Origin of the sequence: Streptomyces sp. NPDC088261, assembly GCF_044740805.1 — a bacterium.
Classification (GTDB): domain Bacteria; phylum Actinomycetota; class Actinomycetes; order Streptomycetales; family Streptomycetaceae; genus Streptomyces.
The window spans coordinates 93,411-113,674 of the sequence record NZ_JBIURL010000017.1 but is presented as its reverse complement, the minus strand read 5'-3'; the positions used below and the strand labels follow the sequence as shown (position 1 = coordinate 113,674).

The window sequence follows — 20,264 nt, the reverse complement described above, 5'->3', positions numbered from 1 at the left end:
GAACTCCTCAAGCTTCGTTGCCGGTTACAGGGAAATCGCGGCAGGGGAAGCGAAGCGCTCCGTTCCATACGGACGGCATTCGGGGAGTGTTCAGAGGTTCTGAGAATTCCTTGAGATCTCCGGCGGCAAAACGGGCGGATACCCCCCATTGCCGCACGACTCGTCCCGGGCTCCGCAGGCTCGTCAGGCTCCGTAGGCTTCGCGCGGCGCGTCCCCGCCCGCTCACGTCCGGCCGCGGTCCAGATACGCGAGGACGGCCAGCACCCGCCGGTTGTCGTCGTCCGACACCGGCAGGCCCAGCTTCGCGAAGATGTTGGACGTGTGCTTGGCCACCGCACGCTCCGTGACCACCAGTTGACCGGCGATCGCCACGTTCGACCTGCCCTGCGCCATCAGCTCCATGACCTCCCGCTCGCGCGGTGTCAGGGCGGCGATCGGTTTGTCCTGGCCCCGGCGGGACAGCAGTTGCCGGATCACCTGCGGATCCATCGCCGTACCCCCGCCGGCGACCCGGCGCACCGCGTCGACGAACTGCTCCGCGTCGAAGACCCGGTCCTTGAGCAGGTAGCCGACCCCGCCGGTGCCGTCCGCCAGCAGCTCGCGCGCGTACAACTGCTCGACGTGCTGGGACAGGACGAGGACGGGCAGGCCGGGACGGGCCCGGCGGGCGGCGAGTGCGCACTGGAGGCCCTCGTCCGTGTGGGACGGCGGGAGCCGGACGTCGACGATCGCGACGTCCGGCTCCAACTCCGCCAGGGCTTTGGTCAGTTCGGGCCCCGACTCCACCGCGGCGAGGATCTCGAAGTCGAACGCCTCCAGCATCCGTACCAGACCGTCGCGCAACAGGAAGAGGTCTTCGGCTAGGACAACGCGCAAGGAATCTCCATGGTCACCATGGTGGGACCGCCCACAGGGCTGTTGACGGCCAGGACTCCGTCGAATGTACCGAGTCGCCGCTCCAGGCCGCTCAGCCCCGACCCCTTCCCGATCGCCGCCCCGCCCCCGCCGTTGTCGGTGACCGCGATCCGCAGCATCCCGTCGCCGTGCGAGATGTCCACCCAGATCCGCTCGGCGCCCGCGTGCTTCACCACGTTCGCCAGCGCCTCGCTCACCGCGAAGTACGCGGCGGACTCGACGGGTGCGTCGGCCCGCCCCGGCAGCTCCACGTTGACCTCGCTCTCCAGCGGCAGCCGCAGCGCCAGGGCCCGTACGGCGTCCCCCAGACCGCGCTCCGCGAGCACCGGCGGGTGGATCCCGCGTACGAGATCACGCAGTTCGGTCAGGGCCTCGGCGGACGACAACCGTGCCTGGCCCAGCAACTCCTTGGCCTTGGCCGGGTTCTTCTCGATCAGCGCCTCGACCGTGCCCAGGTCCATGCCCACCGCGACCAGCCTGGCCTGCGCCCCGTCGTGCAGATCGCGCTCGATGCGGCGCAGTTCGGCGGCGGACGTGTCGACGGCGTCGTGCCGGGACTCGGTGAGCCGCTCGATCCGCCGCGCCAGCTCCTCCTCCTGGGTGGGGGCGATCAGGGCCCTGGTCAGGGTGAAGTGGGCCCGTACGAGCGCCGGGGCGAACCGCACGCCGGCGGCGAGGACCACCAGGCCGAGGGCGAACGCGAGCAGGCCGGTCAGCTGGCTGTCGACGGGGACGAACGCGTACCAGTACCGGTTGTCCGTGAACACCCGCCACAGGCCGGCGGCGAGGACGAGCCCCTCCACCGGGAAGAGCATCAGCCAGGTGGCCGTGATCGCGACGGTGAAGCCCGCCGTCATGTCCACCAGCAGCCACCGGAGATCACGCCAGGTGGCGGGCTCCTTGAGGAGGAGTACGGTGCGCTCGACCCGGCCGGTGAGTCCGCCGCGCACGTCGTCGGGGAGGGGCCGGTAGGGCGGCGGGATCCGTACCCCCGACCACTTCGCGGCCAGCAGGCGGCGGTGGTTGGCGTGCGCCCTGACCGCCGCCAGTGCCGACGGGGTGGTGAGGAAGCCGATGCCCAGCGGGGTGAGCGCGAGCGAGACCACCGTCAGGACGAAGAGGACGACGGATCCCACGATCGCGGTGAGCCCGAGCACCAGCCCCCGGCCGGCGGCCCGCACCGCGTCTCGTATGTCGATTGCCTTCATGACGGTCCCTTTCCTCGCACGGCTTCCTCGCACGGCCGGACGGCCCCGGCCCGGCCCCCGGGCAGACCCTCAGTCTGGCGGCGGCGCGCGGGGGAGGGCAGCCGGTTCGCCCCCCGGCCGGGGGTGTTGCCAGCACCACCCCCCGATCACCCCTGGTCAGAGCGGATTGTCAGTGGCGGGTGGCACGATCGGACCATCGACGGATCGGGCGAACAGGGGCGGACGATGGGCACGTGGGACACCGGACACTTCGACAGCGACACCGCGGCGGACTTCGCCGCCGATCTCGACGCCGCGACCGTGGAAGGCCGGACGGAGCTGGTACGGGACGCGCTGGTCCGGGCGACCGGTACGGACGGCGTTCCCGGCGGCCTGGACGAGAGCGCGGCGGTGGTGGCCGTCGCGGCGGCGGCGCTGGTGGCCGCGCAGTGCCCCGGGGGCCCGCCGGTGGAGACGGTGTACGGCCCCGACGAGCCGCTGCCGCGCTTCCCGGAGGAGTTGAGGGGCGTGGCGGTCCTGGCCCTGGACTGCGTCCTCGCGGAGGGCTCCGAGCTGCGTGAGCTGTGGGCGGACGCCGAGGGCGAGGCGGGTCCGTGGTGGCGCGGGGTGGTCGCGTTGAGGACGGCGCTGGCGGCGGCGGTGGCGGGGGCGCCGGATCCGATACCCGCACCGATTCCGGCCGCGATACCGGAGCTGTCGGGGGCGGTCCGGCCTTCGGTCTGAGGGGCCCGGCGCTCTGAGGGCCCCGGCGCGCGGTCCACGGGTCTCGGGCCCTCACGCCGCCGCTCACGCCCCCGCGTTCAGGAGCTTCGCCTCCACCTCGGGGGACAGGCCGACCGGGGGGCGGTCCGGGCGCTGGGGGGCCGGGCCGTCGAGGGAGCGGAGCCAGGTCCAGGTGTCCCTGACCGTGTCCTCCACCGGGCGGCAGCGCAGGCCCGTGGCCAGGGCCTTGGTGACGTCGCCCCGGTGCAGGGTGTCGTGCAGCTCGCCCGGCGGGAGCCAGACGGGCAGGTCCGTCCACGGCTCGACACCCGCGGCGAGGATCGGCTCGGGGTCGGTCCAGCGCAGCTCGGCGTCGGAGCCCGTGCCCCGGACGCAGGCGTCGAGCAGTTCGCCCATGGTCGTGTGCCCGGGAGGGCTGACGAGGTTGTACGGGCCACCGAGACCCTGCTCGACGGCGCCCACGGTCCAGGCGGCGAGGTCACGTGCGTCGATGTACTGGAGGGGGTTGTCGCGCGGTCCCGGAGCGAGCACGGGACCGCCCTGGGCGATCCGCCCCAGCCACCACGGCAGCCGGCCTATGTTCTCTCCCGGACCGAGGATCAGCCCGGGACGGATCAGCAGCGCACGGTCGCCGAAGGCGGCCTCCGCGGCCAGTTCGCCGCCCAGCTTGTCCTGGGGGTAGGCGGTCTGCCCGGCGTCCGCCGACGCGCCCTCGACCAGCGGACCGTCCTCGGTGAGCCCGGCCGGGGTCGGATAGGCGTACACCGACCGGCTGGAGACGTACACGTACCGCTCGACGCGCCCCTTGAGCGCCGTGGCCGCCTCGCCCACCACGGAGGGCGCCGCCGACCAGGTGTCGACCACCGCGTCCCAGGCTCCGCCGGCGAGCGCCGCGAGCCCGTCCGGACCGGTCCGGTCGCCCAGCACGGACGTGGCGCCGGCCGGCGCCTCATGCCGGCCGCGATGGAAGGCGGTCACCTCCCATCCCCGCTCCACCGCCGCCTCGGCGACGGCGCGCCCGACAAATTCCGTACCACCCAGGAGGAGAAGTCTCATGGCACCGACTCTGCCCGCCGACACGCGCCCCGGAAAGAGAAGTTCGCTTCGAGTGGAGTTCGCCGACAGGCGAATCGGCGGCTTTTGGGATCTGCCGCGCGGGCCGGTCGGATGGCAGCATGTGCGGACCATGACAGATGCCCGGTCGCCGATGCGCGCCCTGCGGGCCGCGGCCTTCGCGGCGGTGTGTGTGACGCTGGCCGCGCTGGGGCATTTGTACACGTCCGGGCACGAGATCCCGTTCGGGGCGCTGTTGACCGCCTTCGGGACGACCGGAGGCGTCGCCTGGCTCGCTGGCGGCCGCCGCCGGGGGTTCCGTTCCCTCGGCGCCGGGCTGCTCACGGTTCAGGGCACGCTGCATCTGCTCTTCGCGGGGGTGCTGCCGTACGGGCCGTCCCCGGCCTCGCACGACCGGCACTCCATGACCGGGACGGGGGCCGGGGCGCGCGCCGGGCTCGGCATGGGCGGGCGCCCCGGCATGGACATGGGGGCGGGCGGTGCGGCCGAGCCCGCGCTCGGGGCCGTCGCCGACACCCCGGTCGCGATGATCGCCGCGCACGTGCTCGCCGCCGCCGTCTGCGCCCTCTGGCTCGCCCGGGGCGAGGCCGCGCTCTTCCAGCTCGCGCGGACGCTCGGCGCCCTCGCCCTCGTCCCGCTCCGGCTGCCGCTCACCCCGGCCCGCCTGCCCGCCGTACCCCGGCCGGCCCCGCTCGCCCCGGGCGCCCCCGCCCCGCGCCGCTTCCGCGGCGTGGTCCTCGCGCACAGCCTGTCCCGGCGCGGTCCGCCCGTCGTGCGTACCGCTCGCACCACGGACCCGGGAGCCGCGCTCGTCCTCACTGTCTGACGTCCTCACTGTCCGACGCCGGCCGGCACCGGGGCCGCTTCCCCCCTGCCCACGCCCACACCTAGGACAGTCATGGCCATTGACGATCCCCTCAAGGACGCGGACCCCATCAAGGGCACCGACGCCCCCGTCTCCGACACCCTGACCGACCCGGCGGCCACCCCCACCGACACCGGCACCGCCGGCACCGCCACGACCACCGGCACCCCCACCGGCACCCCGTCCGCGTGGAGTTCGCTGCGCCCGCTCGTCCTGCGCCTGCACTTCTACGCGGGCGTGCTCATCGCCCCGTTCCTGCTCGTCGCCGCCGTCAGCGGCCTCCTCTACTCGCTCTCGTTCCAGGCGGAGAAGGTGGTCTACCGCCACGAGCTGCGCGTCCCGGTCGGCGACCGCGTCCTCCCGCTCTCCACCCAGGTCAACGCGGCCCGTACCGCCCACCCGGACGGCAAGGTGACGTCCGTACGCCCCTCGTCCGAGGACGGCGCCACCACCCGCGTCCTGATGTCCACCCCCGAGGTCGGCGAGGGCAAGTCCCTCGCGGTCTTCGTGGATCCGTACACCGCGGAGGTACGGGGGCAGCTGGCCAGCTACGGCAGCTCGGGCGCCCTCCCGCTGCGCACCTGGCTCTCCGAGCTGCACCGTCATCTCCACCTGGGCGAACCGGGCCGCCTCTACAGCGAACTGGCCGCGAGCTGGCTCTGGGTCGTGGCCCTCGGCGGGCTGGTCCTGTGGCTCGCCCGCAGGCGTACCTCGAAGCGCGCCCTGTTCCTCCCCGAGAGCGGGGCCACGGGCCGGCGCAGGACGCTCACCCTGCACGGCTCGCTCGGCCTGTGGGCCGTGACCGGGCTGGTCCTGCTCTCCGCGACGGGCCTGACCTGGTCGACGTACGCGGGGGCGAACATAGGCGAGATCCAGGACCAGCTCGGCGGCTCCACCCCCTCCGTCTCGGCCACCCTCGACGGCGGTACGGGCTCCACGGGCGGCGGCCACGAGGGACACGAGGACATGCCGGGCATGACGGACGACATGCCGGGCATGGAGGGCATGGACGTCGGCGTGGACCTGGCCGTGGTCGCCGCCCGCCAGGCCGGCCTCGACGGACCGCTCCAGGTGACCCTGCCGACGGAGGGGAACGGGTACGTCGTCGCACAGACGGACACCCAGTTCCCGGTCCGGCTCGACTCGGTCGCGGTCGACCCGGCCGACGGCATGGTCATCGACGAGCTGCGCTTCGCGGACTACCCCGTGCTCGCCCAGCTCACCCGCTTCGGCATCGACGCCCACATGGGGGTCTTCCTCGGGCTCGTGAACCAGCTGGCCCTCGCCGCCCTCGCCCTGTCGCTGATCCTGGTCATCCTCTGGGGCTACCGCATGTGGTGGCAGCGCAGGCCCACCCAGGAGCGGCGGACGGGCGTCGGCCGGCCCATGGCGCGCGGCGCCTGGCGGAAGGTGCCCCTGAAGGTGCTGCTGCCGCTGGCGGCGGTGACGGCGGTGGTCGGCTGGTTCGTCCCGCTGCTGGGGATCAGCCTGCTCGCGTTCCTGCTGCTGGACGGCGCGCTGGGACTGTCGGCCCGCGCGCGGACGAGGCAGGGCCCGAAGGAGACGGTCTGAGACACGAAGCGAGGACGCACCGGCCCGTCAGGGTCCCGGTGCGTCCTCGTGCCGGTGCGCGTCGTGGCCGGCGGCTCACGGGGCCGGGGGCCCGGTGGGCTCAGGGGGCGTACTTGTACCCGACCCGCCGTACCGTCTGGATGGTGTGGCGGTGCTCGGCGCCCAGCTTCCGGCGCAGCCGCGCCACATGGACGTCGACGGTCCTGCCGTCGCCCACGTGTCCGTAGCCCCAGACCGTCGTGACCAGCTGGTCGCGGGTGTGGACCCGGTGGGGGTGCGCCACCAGATGCGCGAGCAGTTCGAACTCCAGGTACGTCAGGTCCAGCTGCTCGCCGTCCACCAGGGCCGTGCGCTGGACGCTGTCGATCCGTACCGGACCGCCGGGGCTCTCCGCGCCGGGCGCGGCGCCCCGGGCCGCCCGCTCGGCGGGATCGGCGGCGAGGTACGGCACGGAGGCGGCCAGGGCGGCCGCGTGCTGGTCGGCCGGGACGAGCACCAGGTAGCCGACCATCGGCGGCTGGCCCGGCAGGGAGGGCAGGGTGTGCTGCGGCGCGGGCAGCCAGGTCGCCCCCGGCGGCAGGAAGTCCACGGCCTGCCCGGCGGTGACGGCGGCGGGGAAGGCGGCCGGGACGGTCTCGTCACGGTCGACGGCCCGCAGCCGGTGACGGCCGGGGGCGGGCGGCTTCTGGTTGAGCGGGGCGGCGGCGGTCGCCGTGGAGAAGGAACGGGGGTTCGCCATGAGAGGTCAGCTCTTTCGCGCGAAGGAGTCGTCGTGTCGACAGGACGTACGTCATGCGCGGCGGCCGAAGGCCAGAAAGGAAGCTTTAGAGGGCCGGCGCGTTCTTCGCGCGACAACACACCCGGTCGAAATCGTGATGCTGCCGGGACGGCCAGAACGGCTCCAGGTCGATGCGACCCGTCGCGGTGTGCTGGAAGCTGGCCATGCCCCCATTGAAGCAGATAGCTGTCCGGGGCAGCAGACCCTTTTCACTCGACTACGCGCACGCCGGGCGCGGGACGGGTCGCGCGGCACCTCCCGGTGGCGCGGACGTCGCGTTCCGGCGGCCCGGAAGTCGCCTCCCGGACGCTTCCCGGAGGGCTTGCGGCCCCATGCGTGAGGGGCGGCCGCCTGCCCGGCGGTCGCCCCTCAGCTGTGTGGTCCCGTTGTGATGCGGGCCGGTCAGACCTGTCCGGCCTTCTCCAGCGCGGTGCAGCAGGTGTCCACGATCAGGCGCGTGACCACGTACGGGTCGACGTTCGCGTTCGGACGGCGGTCCTCGATGTACCCCTTGCCGTCCTTCTCGACCTGCCACGGGATGCGGACGGACGCGCCGCGGTCCGAGACGCCGTAGCTGTACTCGTTCCACGGGGCGGTCTCGTGCAGACCGGTCAGGCGCTCGTCGATGCCCGCGCCGTAGTTCTTGACGTGGTCGAGCGGCTTCGAGCCCTCGCCCAGCGACTCGGCGGCCGTGATGATCGCCTCGTACGTCTCGCGCATGGCCTTCGTCGAGAAGTTGGTGTGCGCGCCCGCGCCGTTCCAGTCGCCCTTCACCGGCTTCGGGTCGAGCGTCGCCGAGACGTTGAAGTCCTCGGCGGTGCGGTAGAGCAGCCAGCGCGCCAGCCACAGCTGGTCCGAGACCTCCAGCGGCGACAGCGGGCCGACCTGGAACTCCCACTGGCCCGGCATGACCTCGGCGTTGATGCCGGAGATGCCCAGACCCGCCTTGAGGCAGTTGTCCAGGTGCGCCTCGACGATGTCACGGCCGAAGATCTCGTCCGCGCCGACACCGCAGTAGTAGCCGCCCTGCGCCGCCGGGAAGCCGCCCTCGGGGAAGCCCAGCGGGCGCGCGCCCTTGAAGAAGGTGTACTCCTGCTCGATGCCGAAGATCGGCTCCTGGCCCGCGAACTTCTCCGCGACCTCGGTCAGCTGCGCCCGGGTGTTGGACTCGTGCGGCGTCATGTCGATGTTCAGGACCTCGCACATGACGAGGACGTCGTCCCCGCCGCGGATCGGGTCCGGGCAGGAGAAGACCGGCTTGAGCACACGGTCGGAGGCGTGGCCCTCCGCCTGGTTGGTGCTCGATCCGTCGAAGCCCCAGATGGGCAGCTCGGCACCGTCGTCCAGGATCTTCGTCTTCGAGCGGAGCTTCGCGGTCGGCTCGGTTCCGTCGATCCAGATGTACTCAGCCTTGAAGGTCACGGGGCCTCATCCTTTGCGGGTGCAGCAGTTGTGGCCAGAAGCGTCGCAATCAGTCATGTCCCGGTTGTTGCCCATTCATGAACTGCGTGTTACTCAGGTTTATTTTGTTTCGGCGATACCCCGTGTCCCCGGCGTCCCCCGCGTCCCCCGCATCCTCCGCGCGACCACGTGCTCGTTCAGCAGGGGCGCGAACCCGGCGGCGCGGATCCGGCGCACCAGCTCCTCGTACGTGGTGCCCAGCGCCGCCGCCGTCCCGTCCAGCCGCCAGTCGTGCGCGGCCAGCACGCTCAGCAGATGACCGCGCCTGATCTGCGCGTCGGACAGCCGGAACGTCTTCAGGTACGCCGTGCGCCCCTTGTGGTCCGTGATCAGCTCACCGATGTGCTGCTCCGCGCCGCCGCGCCGGAACGGCGGCAGGAAGCGGCGCAGTTCGTACGGGCCCATCCGGTAGACCCGCTCGGAGGCGTACGACTCCGTCAGCAACTTCCGCGCCAGGACGGCCTCGTGGGTCTCGCTCCACAGCCGCTCCTGCGCCACCGCGCGGGCCCGTAGATCGGCGAGCGTCGTCACGTACCGGTCGGAGATCCGTGCCTCGAACTCCGCGACGGGCGGGCCGAAGTGGGCGTACTGGTGGACCAGTTCGCCGTACAGGTCCTGGAGCAGGCTCGGGTGCAGCGCGCGGTAGTCGTCCGGATGCGGTACGACGAAGGCGGCGGCGAGGGAGTCGGCCGTGTGGACGAGCACCCCGCACTGGCCGGGATGGATCTCGAAGACCCGCAGCGCGTCGGCCAGTCCCCGGACGTCGAGTCCCAGGTACGCCTCCTCCTCGCGGGGCGAGAACCCCTGCCGTACCGCCTGCCGCGACCACTCCTCCCAGGCGACCGAGGGACCGCCGAAGTGCAGCGCCAGATAGCCCTCCAGGGCCAGGTGGAGCGGCAGGAAGCGGCAGCGGGTCGGGGCGGCGCCGCCGGACAGGCCCTTGCCGGGTCTGCGGCGCTTCACCATGCGGTGGTGGCGGTGGACTGTCACGGTGTCGGGCCGCCCGGCGCCCAACTGGGTCCCGTAGGAGGCGCGTTGCCCGGCCTTCTGCCCGTCGCCCCGTCCCGGTCCCTGGCCTTGTCCCTGTCTCTGTCCCGCTCCCGGTTCCGTCTCCTCCCCGGACCAGTCCGCGACAAAGCCGTGCGGGACGTACGACAGGTACTCCGTGCCGTCGTCGAGCGCGACCGCGCCCAGCCCCGCGTAGATCTCCGCGTGCAGCCGCAGTCCGGGCATCGGCTCCGCGCGCACCAGCGGGACGAGCCGGATGCCGCCCCACACCTGCGCGGGGCGTGTGGTCAGCCCGGTCAGGTCGAGCCGGGTCACCGCCGTCCCTCCCGCGCGGGCGCGTCCGCTCCACCCACGGGCTCACCCGGGACGTAACAGAACGGATCGTCCTCCACGAAGAGCGACACCCGCCGGTCCAGGTACTCCCGCAGCTCCGCCATGCCCGTGCGCCCCTCCGCGAACTGCGCGATCTCCACCAGCGCCGGCAGATCCTCCGCGTCCCTGATCCCCGCCGTCGGCACGCCCGGTGCGAGCCGGCGTACGTCAAAACCATCCGTGTCGTATACGGGGTTGAGATGAACCACGCTCGTCCGCCCCTCCCGGTCGAGCCGCGACCGCCACACCCGCAGCACCTCGCCCGCCAGCCCGGGCGGCGCGTTGTCCCACCCGTCCGAGACGATCACCAGCCGCTCGGGGGCGTGCTCCAGGGCGTCGAGGATCCGGGTACCGAGCGGGGTCGGGCCCCAGGGCCGTACCAGCAGCGGATCCGCCGCCCCCGAGGTCCACCACGCGGTGTACGCGCCCGGCGCCGCCAGGGACTCCAAGAGGAAGTGGCAGGCCAGGGCGGTACCCAGCGGGCGGCGGCGCTTCTTGCCCGAACCGGACGACGAATAGCTGTCGTCCAGTACGGCGGCGACCCGCCCCCACGTCCCCCGGTACGGCCCCGCCGTGCGGCGCGCCGCCGCCCGCAGCGCCTTCGTGAGCTCCGCCCGGCGCCGTACCCGCTCGTCCACGGGCAGCGACAGGACGTACAGCGCCAGCCGGGTCAGCGGCATGACGGTCAGATCCGTCCGCTGATCCGTCCGCTCCGGCCCCACGCCCGTGGACCCCTGGGTCCGCAGCCGCTCCAGCCGGGTCATCCGGGGCGCGATCCGCTCCACGAGCGCCTCCCGGCCCACGCCGTGCCGGCCCGCGAACCCCTCGGCGACGGTGAACGGCAGCTCGTACAGCGCTCCCTGCTCGTAGTGGGCGCGGCGGTGCGCGTCGAGCAGCGGATGCCGGTACTTCGTGCGCCGGCCGGGCGCGAAGAGGAAGTCACCGACCTCACCGGGCGTCTCCTTCTCGCGCCCCGTGCCCGCCCCGAGCGGAAGATGGGCGTGCCGCGCGGCCGTCTTCAGACCCCGCCGGTACTTCACCGCGTCGTGCCCCAGATCCGGCCGCGCGGCCAGCCAGTCGCGCAGGATCGCGCGCGTACGGCGGTTGTTGACCCGGGCCGCGCGCAGCGCGCGGAACAGCCGGTAGACCCGCTGCGGCGGCAGCACCGCCAGCCGCCGGGCGATCAGCCGCCCCTCCACCCGCTTCTCCTCCGCGCCCGCCCCACCGGCGCCGCGCAGCAGCGTCTCGATGATCCGCGCCGCGTTGTGGTCGTTGATGTCGAGCGCGAGCGCGGCCGCGTACAGGGGCCGGTAGTTGACGCACACGTACTCATGCAGGAAGTCCAGCGACAGCCGCTGCGCGTGCGCGTCGGACCGGAACTCCCGCTGGCCCGTCGCCGTCACGGCCGCGTTCACGAACAGCAGCACGTCCTCGGCCGCGATCAGATCCGCGAAGGTCTCGGCCACGGTGTCCCCCCGGTGCGTGCCGTCGGATGCCGGCCGGGGCATGGAGGCGCGAACAGCGAAATGTTTGCTTAAGAGGCAAGTCCCGGAAGTCGCGCCGGAGGCCCGCGGCCGGCCCGTGCAACGTAACACCGACCCCCACCGCGGCGGCCACGGAATTTTCCGGCCAAGGCGCGTTTCCGCCCTGGCCGCGCCCCCGTCGCACGCCCGGTGCACACTGAGCGCCATGAGCAAGCCACCACGTATCGGACTCCTCGGCGCCGGCCCCTGGGCGGAGCGCACGCACGCCCCGGCCCTGGCCGCCCACTCCGGCCTCGAATTCAGCGGTGTCTGGGGGCGGCGCCCCGAGGCGGCCGCGGCCCTCGCCGCCGCCCACGACACCACCGCGCACTCCGGCGAGGCGGGCATAGACGCGCTCTTCGCCGAGAGCGACGCCATCGCCTTCGCCCTGCCGCCGGACGTCCAGGCGCCGCTCGCGGTGCGGGCCGCGGCCGCCGGCTGCCACCTGATCATGGACAAGCCGGTCGCGACGACCGTCGAGGGCGCCCGCGCCGTGGCGGACGCCGCCGCGGCCGCGAACGTCGCGTCGGTGGTCTTCTGCACGCTGCGCTTCTCGCCCGTGACCTCGGCCTGGATCGACGACCAGGTCGCCACGGGCGGTTGGTTCACGGCCCACGCGCACTGGCTGGGCTCGCTGTACGGGCCGAGCGCGGAGAGCAGCCCGTTCGCGGACTCGCCGTGGCGCCGCGAGAAGGGCGGGCTGTGGGACGTCGGCCCGCACGCGCTGTCCGTGCTGATCCCGCTGCTCGGTGACGTCACCGAGGTGACGGCGGTACGGGGCGAGCCCGACCTCACCCACCTCGTCCTGCGGCACACGTCCGGCGCGACGAGCACCGCCGCGCTGAGCCTGAGCGCGCCGTCTAAGGGGTCGGGCACGGGGTTCGTCGTGAACGGGGAGCACGGCATCGCGTCGCTGCCGGAGGAGTGGGGCGACCCGATCGGTTCCTTCGGGGCGGCGGTCGACGCGCTGCTGGCGTCGGTCCGCTCGGGGCTGCCGCACGCGTGCGACGTGCGGTTCGGACTGCGGCTGACCGAGATCCTGGCGGAGGCCGAGGAGCGGGTGGCGGCGGCGGGGAAGTAGGGGCGGGGGGTACGGGTACGGGGCCTCGAACCCGTACCCGTACCCGTACCGCCGCAGGGTCCCGCTTCCCCCCTCAGCCGATCCGCTCGATCCGGGCCTTGCGGATCAGGAACTTGCCCGGCTCGCGGACCTGCTCGAACGCGGCGTTGTTCAGCAGGACACAGCTCGCCGAGGTCGAAGTGACCTTCACCGTGGTCGACTTGGAGTTGTCGAGGTTGGTCACGCGGAGTGTCGTACCGACCGGGAACTGACCGCTGGAGGCGCCTGGGGCGCCCTCCTCGTTGAAGAGAGTGACGGTCGAGCCGGGGCAGACGACCTGCCCTGCACCGTTGGTGGCCCCACCGGGGGCGGGCTGCTGCTGCGCGGGCGGGGTGTTGACCGGAGCCGTCGTCGCGGGCGGAGTCTTCACGACCGGGGGCTTGGCGACCGGGGGCTTCTGCGCCGCACCACCGGCGGCGACCACTCCCTTACTGCCCTCGCCGACCGTGCAACCGGACGCCTTCTGCTGCGCCTTGATCTGCTCGATGACCGCCACCCGGTTGGCGATCCGCGCCTCGGACTGCGCGTCGGGCGCCGACCGCTGCCCGGCGATGAACTCCTCGTTGTTGCCGAGGGCCGTCGCGAACCCGTCACAGGCGACGGACGCCTGGCTCGTACCGGTCATCACCACCGCCGTACCGCCGACCAGGGCTGCCGCCCCGACGAGCAGGCTGATCTTCTTCTTACGGCTGAGCGTCTTCTTGCGGGACACGTGTGGGGGCTCCTGTTCCCGGCCGCGCACGGCGGACCGGCTGGGGTTCCGTGTGCCCTGGGATACGGGCGCCCCGGCGGTTCCGCTCAATGACGGGAACATCAACTTCTCCTTTCCGCAGGTCGGTTGGCTCCCTCCGGCCCGCGACAGCAGTCTCACCCCGACGGCAAGACGCGCCACAACGCGTCGAGGACCCCCGCGTAACTCCACCGGCGCGGGCTCGCGTCCCCGACTACCGGCCCATCCCGCACCGCGCCCCTCTCCTTCACCGCCCGTCTCTTCGCCAAACCGCCTCTGGCCAGGCCCGATTGTCAGTGGGGGGCGGTAGAATTGAGGGAGTTCGTGAGGGTTCCACCACCGTGCCGGGAGGTCGCCGATGGCCGTTGCCACAGTCACGACAATTACTACAAAAACGATCCGGATCCAGCCGACGCCAGAGCGCAAGCCACTGCCCGCGGGACAGCCGCGTGAGTGGTACGAGACCCACAACCGCCGCCTGAAGGCCATGCGCCTCGCCATCGCCCTGCTGGACTCGGGCGTGTACCACCCGGCGAACGCCGGCAACCGCAGGATAAGGAGTACGGCGGCCAGGATCGGCATCCACCCGCCGTCCGACACGACGTGCCGGATGGTGCGCGCGCTGATCGCGTAGGGGAGCGGGCCGGGGCGCCGGGCGTACGGGATGGTTTCCGGCGTCCGGCGTCCCGGTGTCGTAGCCGTGACCAGGGGGACGGGGATGGGGTTGGGGATGGGAAGAGGGACGGAAACGGGTTCGGGAACGGGGCAGTGTCGGACGTGCGGTCGGCCGATCGCGACGGGTGGGCGGCCGGGGCGGACGGCGTCGTACTGCTCGCAGGCCTGCCGCCAACGCGCCTACCGCGAGCGGCGGCAGCCGGACGGATTGCCGGTCGAGGAGCTGATCGCCGGGATCGGCGGACGGCTGCGGCAGTTGCGACTGACCCCCGCGCCCGCGTTCCGGGCGGACGTGGAGGCGGTGTCGGCACAGTTCGCCCGGCTGCGGCGGCTGGCGCGCCTGGCGGGGGCGGGGGACGACGGGACCACCACCACGACCGGCGCCGGCGTCACGGACGACACGCAAAACGTCACACCGCTCGATGTGACGAATTTACCCGGCGTGACGAATCCTCTCGGCGGGACGGATCACGGCGAAGCCGCCTTCACCGCCCTCACCGAGGAGTACCGGCGTGAGTTGCGCGCGCACTGCTACCGGCTGCTCGGCTCGTACGACGAGGCGGAGGACCTGACGCAGGAGGCGTTCCTGCGCGCCTGGCGCGCCTGGGAGACGAGCGGCGCGATCGAGCACCCCCGGGCCTGGCTCTACAAGATCGCCACCCACGTGTGCCTCGACTTCCTCCGCAAGCACCACCGGCGCCCGACGACGTACGACCCCGTCCCGGGCCTCGATTCCGGCGACGGGCCGCCACCGCCCCGGCTGCCGTGGCTCCAGCCGTTCCCCGACGACCAGTTGCCCGACACCCCCGCGCCGCAGCACGAGCCGGACATCCAGGCCGTCGCCAGCGAGACCCTGGAACTGCTCTTCCTGACGGCGATCCAGCGGCTTCCCGCGCGGCAGCGCGCGGCGGTGATCCTGCGCGATGTCGCGGGGTGGTCGGCCCAGGAGACCGCCGACCTGCTGGGTTCGAGCCTGGCCTCGGCGAACAGCGCCGTCCAGCGGGGCAGGTCCGCGCTGAGGGCGGCGCTGCCCGAACGGCGCGAGGACTGGTCGGCGGCCGAACCGACCGCCGAGGACGTGGCGCTGCTGGAGCGCTACATGGACGCGTCCGCGCGGGCCGACATCGACGCGATGGTCGCGCTGGTACGGGAGGACGCGGTGCTCACGATGCCGCCGAACCCGTTCTGGTTCACCACCAGGGACGCGCTGTTCGCGTTCGTACGGCCGAACCTGGACCCGGCCTCACCCCTGTACGCCGGCCACTGGCGGCACGTCCCGGTGCACGCCAACGGGCAACTGGCGGTGGCCGGTTACCTGCGGCGGCCCGGCACCAGCGTCCACCGGGCGCAGGTGATCGACGTCCTGCGGGTGGCGGGTGGCGGGATCGCGGAGATCACGACGTTCGAACCGCACCTGTTCGCGTCGTTCGGCCTGCCGATGACGCTGCCGGGAAGCGATGAGTTTTCCGCTCCGCCGCGTCCTACGGGGTGAAGGGCGGCGCGAACGGCGCCCCGCCCGGACGAGGGAAGGACGCGGAAACCATGCAGACCACGCAGCCGATGCTGAAGGACAAGATCGCGGTCATCTACGGCGGGGCGGGTTCGCTGGGGTCGGGCATCGCCCAGGCGTACGCGGAGGCCGGGGCGCGAGTGTTCCTCGCGGGCCGTACGGAGTCCACGCTGCGGAAGGCCGCCGCGGCGGCCGGCGCCGCGTACGACGTCCTCGACGCGCAGGACGAGGAAGCGGTGGAGGCACACGCGGCGTCGGTGGTCGAACGGGCGGGCCGGATCGACATCTCCGTCAACCTCGTCCCGCGCGGGGACCTCCAGGGGGTGCCTCTCACGGAGATGTCCGTGGAGGACTACACGAGGCCGGTGGTACGGGGCATCGCCTGCCAGTTCATCACCGCGCGCGCCGCGGCCCGCCGGATGACGGCGCAGGGGTCGGGCGTGATCCTGTCGCTGAACAGCGGGTCCGCCAACGGCAGCCCGATGATGGGCGGCACGGCCGCGGCCGACGGCGCGATCGACGCGCTGATCCGCCAACTGGCGCAGGAGGCGGGCCCGTCGGGCGTCCGGGTGTGCGGCATCTGGACGGCGGGGGTGGCGGACTCCCTGACGCCCGAGAAGCTGTCGGCGGCGGGCGCCCCGCCCATGGACGAGGCAGCGGTGGCCGGAGTCGTCGCTCACCTGGACACCCTGCGCATGACGAGGCGCTCCCCTCGGGTCGCGGACATCGCGGCCCTGGCGACATTCCTGTCCTCGGACGCGGCCGCGGCGATCACGGGCACGTGGATCAACGCGACGGCAGGCATGTTCCCGAGCTGACCCCGGCTGCCCGACACTCCGGGGACGCGCCCCGCCCCGCGCCTTCGGGGCCTGGGCGGACCCCTTCGCGTGAGCTGGGCACGGCCTGCTTCCCGGCGTCGGGGCAGCCCGGCTCCGGGGCCCGACGCGGACCGCCCCCTGGGGGCCGGGCGCGATGGCCTCCGCCGCCTCACCGACCCGGGGGTCGCCCCGGTGCTTCGTTCGAAGCGCTCGTCACGGTCACGGGCGGATGCCGGCCGACGTCAGCCGTCCGCCCGCCGACTCGTCGTGCCGACACCACCATGCGGCGGGCTGAAGGAGCCGACATCGGCTTGGCATATCGGCCACCCACGCCAAGATCTCCGACGCGCCCCGGCAGCCCGCCGCGACGTCAGGCGCGCTGCCCGGGCCCGTGAGAGCGTGGCGCAGCCCGGTCCGTGTTCAGTACGGCGCGGCGCCGCCGTCCTCGGCGAAGGTCGCGGCGATGAGTCGTACCGTGGCCACCGTCCCCACCCGGGCCGGGGGCCCGACGTCCGTCGTCCGCCGAGTCACCGCCGTGTCAGCGGGGTTCAGCGGCGGCCCCAGCAACGCCTCCGCCGAAGGGCGCCCTGTCCCCAGGCAGAAGCCTCCGCCCAGCGCCCAGGGACCAGTAGCCCGGCCCCCATGGTCATCCGTTGAGACGCCGTTGCCAGCGGACCTCCCCGTCGTGCCACCTGTCGGTCGGTGTCAGACCGCATGCGCGGGCCACGGCGGCCGAGGCGCCGTGCTCCGGGTGGATGTGCGCGATGACCGTGCCGACCCCTCGCGCCTCCAGCCACCGTACGAGCCCTCGCGCGGCCTCGGACGCGAGCCCGTGGCCCTGCCAGGGGGTTCCCACCACCCAGGCGATCTCGGCGACGGCGCCCTGACCGGGGGTGCTGCCGGGGCCGGCCGACGTGACCGTGGCCTGCACGGTCCCGGCCAGCGTGCCCTCGCCGCCCCGCCACTTGCCGCCGTCCTCCACCCCCTCCGTACGGAGACCCAGCACCCAGTTGCACCACGACACCTCCGGATCCGGGGACCCCCCGACCATCCGCGTGTAGCGCACCCGCAGTTCCGCCTCCGTCTCCGGGGTCCCGCCGATGAAGCCGTGCAGAGCGGGGTCGGAGAGCACCACCGCCATCTCCCGCGCGTGCTCGACCCGCAGGGGTACCAGCGTGAGGCGTTCCGTCTCGATCGGCTCCGGCCGCAGCGTGGTCGTCATCGGGCAGCGATCCAGGGCCCGGTCGCGACCGCGTGCAACCGCCCCCGCCGCAAGGCGAGTTGGGGCAGTGCGACGCCGAAGGTCTCCGTCACCGCGTCGAGCGCCTCGTACTCGTCGTCCACGTCGAGCGCGACCGGCGCCGGCCCCTCCTCGGGCGCCCCGGGCTCCTCGTACCCCTCCGGCACCTCCGCGCCCGGGAACAGCTCCTCCGGATCGAGGGCCTCGGGAACCTCCCCCCACTCCTCGATCTCGTCCCCCCGCACGGCGAATCCGTACACGCGCCGCCCGTCCTCCGCGCACGAGAGGTAGAAGACGCCCGGCCGCCCCGCCGAGGTGTCGCCCCGCTCGACCCATATGGTGACCGCCTCGGTGCCGCGTGAGGCCCGCTCGCCCGGATCGTTCAACCGGCCCGACGCGAAGGGCTCCAGGACCGTCCCGTACGCGAAACTCCAGCCCTCCCCGGCCGACCCCACCCGTACCACCACCGGCGGCCGGCCGTCGGGGCCGAACGGCCGCCCCTGGACATCCGCTTCGTCGCTCGGCGGGAGCAGCGGCCCCTCGCCGACCCGTGCCGCCACCTCCTCCGGCGACACGTCGCGGACGAGGACAAAACGGTAGTCCCCGGGCTGCTCCACGTGGTCGGCGAGCCAGCTCAGCCCGACCTCCCGGGACACCAGCCCGGCCGCGTCCCACTCGCCACGACTCTGCCCATCACCCTGCCCACCACCCGGCCCCCGAGCCTCCCCGCCGCCCTGCCCGCCCCCGCGCGGCGTCTCCAGCAGGTACCGCCCCCGCTCCGGAGTGATCACCGGCCCCAGGATCGGATCGGCGAGCAGCCCGACCGGGGCGATCCGCTCGCTGCCGTACGGCTCCCACGTGCCCACCGCCGTCGCGAGCGTGCGCCACGCTCCGTCGGTGTCGCCCCAACGGGCCTGCTCCCGTGCGGTGTCGACTGCCCGGCGGAACGGCCCCTCCGGCTCGTACGGCAGCAGCCCGCCCCCCTCACCGCCCCCGGGCCGGCCGTCCAGCAGGGCCGTCAGCTCGTCCCGGAACCCGGCCGCCCCCGGCCGGCCGTGCTCCGCCGCGTCCTCGAACACATCGAGCCGCGCGTCGATGTCGTCGCCCGCCAGACACGCCACCCTCGCCTCCTCCACCGCCGTGTCGAGTTCGCGCGTGGTCGCGTTGACGAACTCCGGCCCCGCGTTGCTCCGGTGGAAGTCCCGGAAGAGCGCCTGCATGAGGTCGAGGAACGACGCGTAACGGACCGGGAGTTCACCCGATCCCGCCCGGTGGAGGTACGCGGCCCACTCACCGTCCGCGTCCACGTCACCCGGGTCCAGCAGCAGGTCGGTGCCGTCCGACGCGACGGACAGCCGGAGCGCACGCCCCCGCATCCCGGCCCGTAGAACCTCGTCGTCGGACGACTCCTCGTCCAGCGCGCTCTCGTACCACTCCTGGAGCTCGGCGCCCTTGTGCCAGTGGACCCCGTCCACCGTCCCCAGCAACCCCACGGCCGTCCCGGCCGGCCGCCACCCGTCCGTCACCGCGAGGAAGGACCGGTAGGACGGCGGCAACTCCGCACCCAGCCGCTCCTCCAGGGCGGCGATCCGCTCGTCGCCGGCCGGCGCGAACCCGAGCCAGCGGTCCCGGACGATCTCCTCGGCCGCGTCCTCGCGCCCCTCCACGCCGGGTGAGTCGATCCAGTCCGCACTCCACCGGTCCAGGAACGGACGCCAGTTGTAGATCTTCATGCGGTCATGGTGCCAGCGCCCACCGACAAGGGACACATTCCGGCGGCCGATGCCAGACTTTCCCCAGTACAGGGAGAGAACGGGACGCGAGGATGGCAGACATGGCGGATACGACAGGCCCGGCGGACACAGCAGGCACGGCAGAGACGGCAGAGTTGAACCGCGACGATCTCCGGAGCCGCTTCGCGGCCCTGACCACCGCCCACCTGGCGGACGCCTGCATCCGCGCCCGTATCCCGGTGCGCTGCGCCCCCACCGCTCTCCGCGCCCTGGAGCCCGGCAGCCGCCTGGCCGGCCGGGTCGTCCCCGCCCGGCACGCCGGCAGCGTCGACGTCTTCCTGGAGGCCTTCGAAGGGGCCGACCCCGGCGACGTCCTGGTGGTGGACAACGCCGGACGGCACGACGAGGCCTGCGTGGGCGACCTGGTGGCCCTGGAGGCCCGTATCGCCGGACTGACGGGAATCGTCATCTGGGGCCTGCACCGCGACACCGCCGACCTGCGCGCGATCGGACTCCCGGTCTTCAGCCTGGGCGCGCTCCCCACCGGCCCCCAACGCCTCGACCCCCGCCCCGAGGACGCCCTGACCTCCGCCACGGTGGGGGAGTGGACCGTGGGCCGCGACGACCTGGTCGTCGCCGACGAGGACGGCGCCCTCTTCCTGCCCGCCGCCGGGATCGGGAACCTCCTCACCCTGGCCGAGACGATCCGCGACACGGAACACCGGCAGGCGGACCGGATCCGCGCGGGGGACTCCCTCCGCTCCCAGGTCCGGTTCGACACGTACCTGGCCGAGCGGCGCCGTACCCCCGACCTGACCTTCCGCGACCACCTTCGCGCGGTGGGCGGGGCGATCGAGGAGTAGGCACGGGGAGCAGGCACGGGGAGTGGGCGCGAGGAGCAGGCACAAGGCAGGAGCAAGCGCCCGGACGCGGTGGTGA

At 73.3% G+C, this 20,264-nt stretch carries 18 protein-coding genes; 8 read left to right on the top strand and 10 right to left on the bottom strand.

What is annotated here, in order from left to right; genetic code table 11:
• Positions 1–222: 222 nt before the first annotated feature.
• Positions 223–876, bottom strand: a complete 654-nt coding sequence (locus ACIODU_RS27670) for a response regulator transcription factor (protein ID WP_356430331.1) — start codon at positions 874–876, stop codon at positions 223–225.
• Entirely contained in the window at positions 861–2,123 is a 1,263-nt protein-coding gene (locus tag ACIODU_RS27665; RefSeq protein WP_401770734.1) for a sensor histidine kinase, read from the bottom strand. The genes ACIODU_RS27670 and ACIODU_RS27665 overlap by 16 nt, the downstream gene beginning before the upstream one ends.
• A 225-nt stretch (positions 2,124–2,348) precedes the next feature.
• On the opposite strand from ACIODU_RS27665, the gene ACIODU_RS27660 reads away from it, so the two are divergent.
• A complete protein-coding gene (locus ACIODU_RS27660; protein ID WP_401770731.1) occupies positions 2,349–2,846 on the top strand; it encodes a DUF4259 domain-containing protein in 498 nt (165 codons plus the stop codon).
• Between the two features lie 63 nt (positions 2,847–2,909).
• On the opposite strand, the gene ACIODU_RS27655 is transcribed toward ACIODU_RS27660, so the two are convergent.
• Positions 2,910–3,902, bottom strand: a complete 993-nt coding sequence (locus ACIODU_RS27655) for an NAD-dependent epimerase/dehydratase family protein (RefSeq protein WP_401770729.1) — start codon at positions 3,900–3,902, stop codon at positions 2,910–2,912.
• A gap of 130 nt (positions 3,903–4,032) precedes the next feature.
• On the opposite strand from ACIODU_RS27655, the gene ACIODU_RS27650 reads away from it, so the two are divergent.
• Together ACIODU_RS27650 and ACIODU_RS27645 are read left to right on the top strand one after the other, a co-directional pair.
• Complete coding sequence (locus ACIODU_RS27650) at positions 4,033–4,746, top strand: hypothetical protein (RefSeq protein WP_401770727.1); 714 nt, start codon at positions 4,033–4,035, stop codon at positions 4,744–4,746.
• Positions 4,747–4,818: 72 nt separating this feature from the next.
• Positions 4,819–6,357, top strand: a complete 1,539-nt coding sequence (locus tag ACIODU_RS27645; protein WP_401770725.1) for a PepSY-associated TM helix domain-containing protein — start codon at positions 4,819–4,821, stop codon at positions 6,355–6,357.
• 100 nt (positions 6,358–6,457) lie between these two features.
• On the opposite strand, the gene ACIODU_RS27640 is transcribed toward ACIODU_RS27645, so the two are convergent.
• The 4 genes from ACIODU_RS27640 to ACIODU_RS27625 all read right to left on the bottom strand — a co-directional run bounded on the left by ACIODU_RS27640 (position 6,458) and on the right by ACIODU_RS27625 (position 11,484).
• Positions 6,458–7,096 carry a winged helix-turn-helix domain-containing protein gene (locus ACIODU_RS27640; RefSeq protein ID WP_356430316.1) on the bottom strand — a complete coding sequence of 213 codons (639 nt, stop codon included), beginning with the start codon at positions 7,094–7,096 and terminating at the stop codon, positions 6,458–6,460.
• A gap of 441 nt (positions 7,097–7,537) precedes the next feature.
• The gene (gene glnII / locus ACIODU_RS27635; protein WP_161307831.1) at positions 7,538–8,557 is read right to left on the bottom strand and encodes a glutamine synthetase; all 1,020 of its coding nucleotides are present in this window, start codon (positions 8,555–8,557) and stop codon (positions 7,538–7,540) included.
• A gap of 99 nt (positions 8,558–8,656) precedes the next feature.
• Positions 8,657–9,919, bottom strand: a complete 1,263-nt coding sequence (locus ACIODU_RS27630; RefSeq protein WP_401770721.1) for an ARPP-2 domain-containing protein — start codon at positions 9,917–9,919, stop codon at positions 8,657–8,659.
• On the bottom strand, positions 9,916–11,484 hold the full coding sequence (locus tag ACIODU_RS27625; protein WP_401770719.1) for a hypothetical protein: 1,569 nt from the start codon (positions 11,482–11,484) through the stop codon (positions 9,916–9,918). Before ACIODU_RS27625 ends, ACIODU_RS27630 begins: the two co-directional genes overlap by 4 nt.
• A 181-nt stretch (positions 11,485–11,665) precedes the next feature.
• Between ACIODU_RS27625 and ACIODU_RS27620 the strand changes: the two genes are divergently transcribed.
• A complete protein-coding gene (locus tag ACIODU_RS27620) occupies positions 11,666–12,580 on the top strand; it encodes a Gfo/Idh/MocA family protein (RefSeq protein ID WP_401770717.1) in 915 nt (304 codons plus the stop codon).
• A 73-nt stretch (positions 12,581–12,653) separates the two neighbouring features.
• Here ACIODU_RS27620 and ACIODU_RS27615 read toward each other — a convergent pair whose 3' ends face one another.
• Entirely contained in the window at positions 12,654–13,331 is a 678-nt protein-coding gene (locus ACIODU_RS27615) for a hypothetical protein (RefSeq protein ID WP_401770714.1), read from the bottom strand.
• 376 nt (positions 13,332–13,707) lie between these two features.
• Between ACIODU_RS27615 and ACIODU_RS27610 the strand changes: the two genes are divergently transcribed.
• From ACIODU_RS27610 to ACIODU_RS27600, 3 genes are all read left to right on the top strand, one after another.
• Complete coding sequence (locus ACIODU_RS27610; RefSeq protein WP_356430301.1) at positions 13,708–13,983, top strand: hypothetical protein; 276 nt, start codon at positions 13,708–13,710, stop codon at positions 13,981–13,983.
• 249 nt (positions 13,984–14,232) lie between these two features.
• Positions 14,233–15,516: an RNA polymerase subunit sigma-70 gene (locus ACIODU_RS27605; protein WP_401770711.1), complete on the top strand. Its 1,284-nt coding sequence runs from the start codon at positions 14,233–14,235 to the stop codon at positions 15,514–15,516.
• A gap of 50 nt (positions 15,517–15,566) precedes the next feature.
• Complete coding sequence (locus ACIODU_RS27600) at positions 15,567–16,352, top strand: SDR family NAD(P)-dependent oxidoreductase (protein WP_401770709.1); 786 nt, start codon at positions 15,567–15,569, stop codon at positions 16,350–16,352.
• A gap of 646 nt (positions 16,353–16,998) precedes the next feature.
• Here ACIODU_RS27600 and ACIODU_RS27595 read toward each other — a convergent pair.
• On the bottom strand, positions 16,999–17,574 hold the full coding sequence (locus tag ACIODU_RS27595) for a GNAT family N-acetyltransferase (protein ID WP_401770706.1): 576 nt from the start codon (positions 17,572–17,574) through the stop codon (positions 16,999–17,001).
• Complete coding sequence (locus tag ACIODU_RS27590; RefSeq protein WP_401770703.1) at positions 17,571–19,325, bottom strand: SMI1/KNR4 family protein; 1,755 nt, start codon at positions 19,323–19,325, stop codon at positions 17,571–17,573. The genes ACIODU_RS27595 and ACIODU_RS27590 overlap by 4 nt, the downstream gene beginning before the upstream one ends.
• Before the next feature lie 101 nt (positions 19,326–19,426).
• Between ACIODU_RS27590 and ACIODU_RS27585 the strand changes: the two genes are divergently transcribed.
• A complete protein-coding gene (locus tag ACIODU_RS27585) occupies positions 19,427–20,188 on the top strand; it encodes an RraA family protein (protein WP_401770700.1) in 762 nt (253 codons plus the stop codon).
• Positions 20,189–20,264: the final 76 nt, after the last annotated feature.

Bases quoted from the DNA above. Each gene is read 5' to 3' on its own strand.
- ACIODU_RS27665 (WP_401770734.1), bottom strand. From the start codon at position 2,123: ATGAAGGCAATCGACATACGAGACGCGGTGCGGGCCGCCGGCCGGGGG.
- ACIODU_RS27660 (WP_401770731.1), top strand. From the start codon at position 2,349: ATGGGCACGTGGGACACCGGACACTTCGACAGCGACACCGCGGCGGAC.
- ACIODU_RS27655 (WP_401770729.1), bottom strand. From the start codon at position 3,902: ATGAGACTTCTCCTCCTGGGTGGTACGGAATTTGTCGGGCGCGCCGTC.
- ACIODU_RS27650 (WP_401770727.1), top strand. From the start codon at position 4,033: ATGACAGATGCCCGGTCGCCGATGCGCGCCCTGCGGGCCGCGGCCTTC.
- ACIODU_RS27645 (WP_401770725.1), top strand. From the start codon at position 4,819: ATGGCCATTGACGATCCCCTCAAGGACGCGGACCCCATCAAGGGCACC.
- ACIODU_RS27640 (WP_356430316.1), bottom strand. From the start codon at position 7,096: ATGGCGAACCCCCGTTCCTTCTCCACGGCGACCGCCGCCGCCCCGCTC.
- ACIODU_RS27625 (WP_401770719.1), bottom strand. From the start codon at position 11,484: ATGCCCCGGCCGGCATCCGACGGCACGCACCGGGGGGACACCGTGGCC.
- ACIODU_RS27620 (WP_401770717.1), top strand. From the start codon at position 11,666: ATGAGCAAGCCACCACGTATCGGACTCCTCGGCGCCGGCCCCTGGGCG.
- ACIODU_RS27610 (WP_356430301.1), top strand. From the start codon at position 13,708: ATGGCCGTTGCCACAGTCACGACAATTACTACAAAAACGATCCGGATC.
- ACIODU_RS27600 (WP_401770709.1), top strand. From the start codon at position 15,567: ATGCAGACCACGCAGCCGATGCTGAAGGACAAGATCGCGGTCATCTAC.
- ACIODU_RS27595 (WP_401770706.1), bottom strand. From the start codon at position 17,574: ATGACGACCACGCTGCGGCCGGAGCCGATCGAGACGGAACGCCTCACG.
- ACIODU_RS27590 (WP_401770703.1), bottom strand. From the start codon at position 19,325: ATGAAGATCTACAACTGGCGTCCGTTCCTGGACCGGTGGAGTGCGGAC.
- ACIODU_RS27585 (WP_401770700.1), top strand. From the start codon at position 19,427: ATGGCGGATACGACAGGCCCGGCGGACACAGCAGGCACGGCAGAGACG.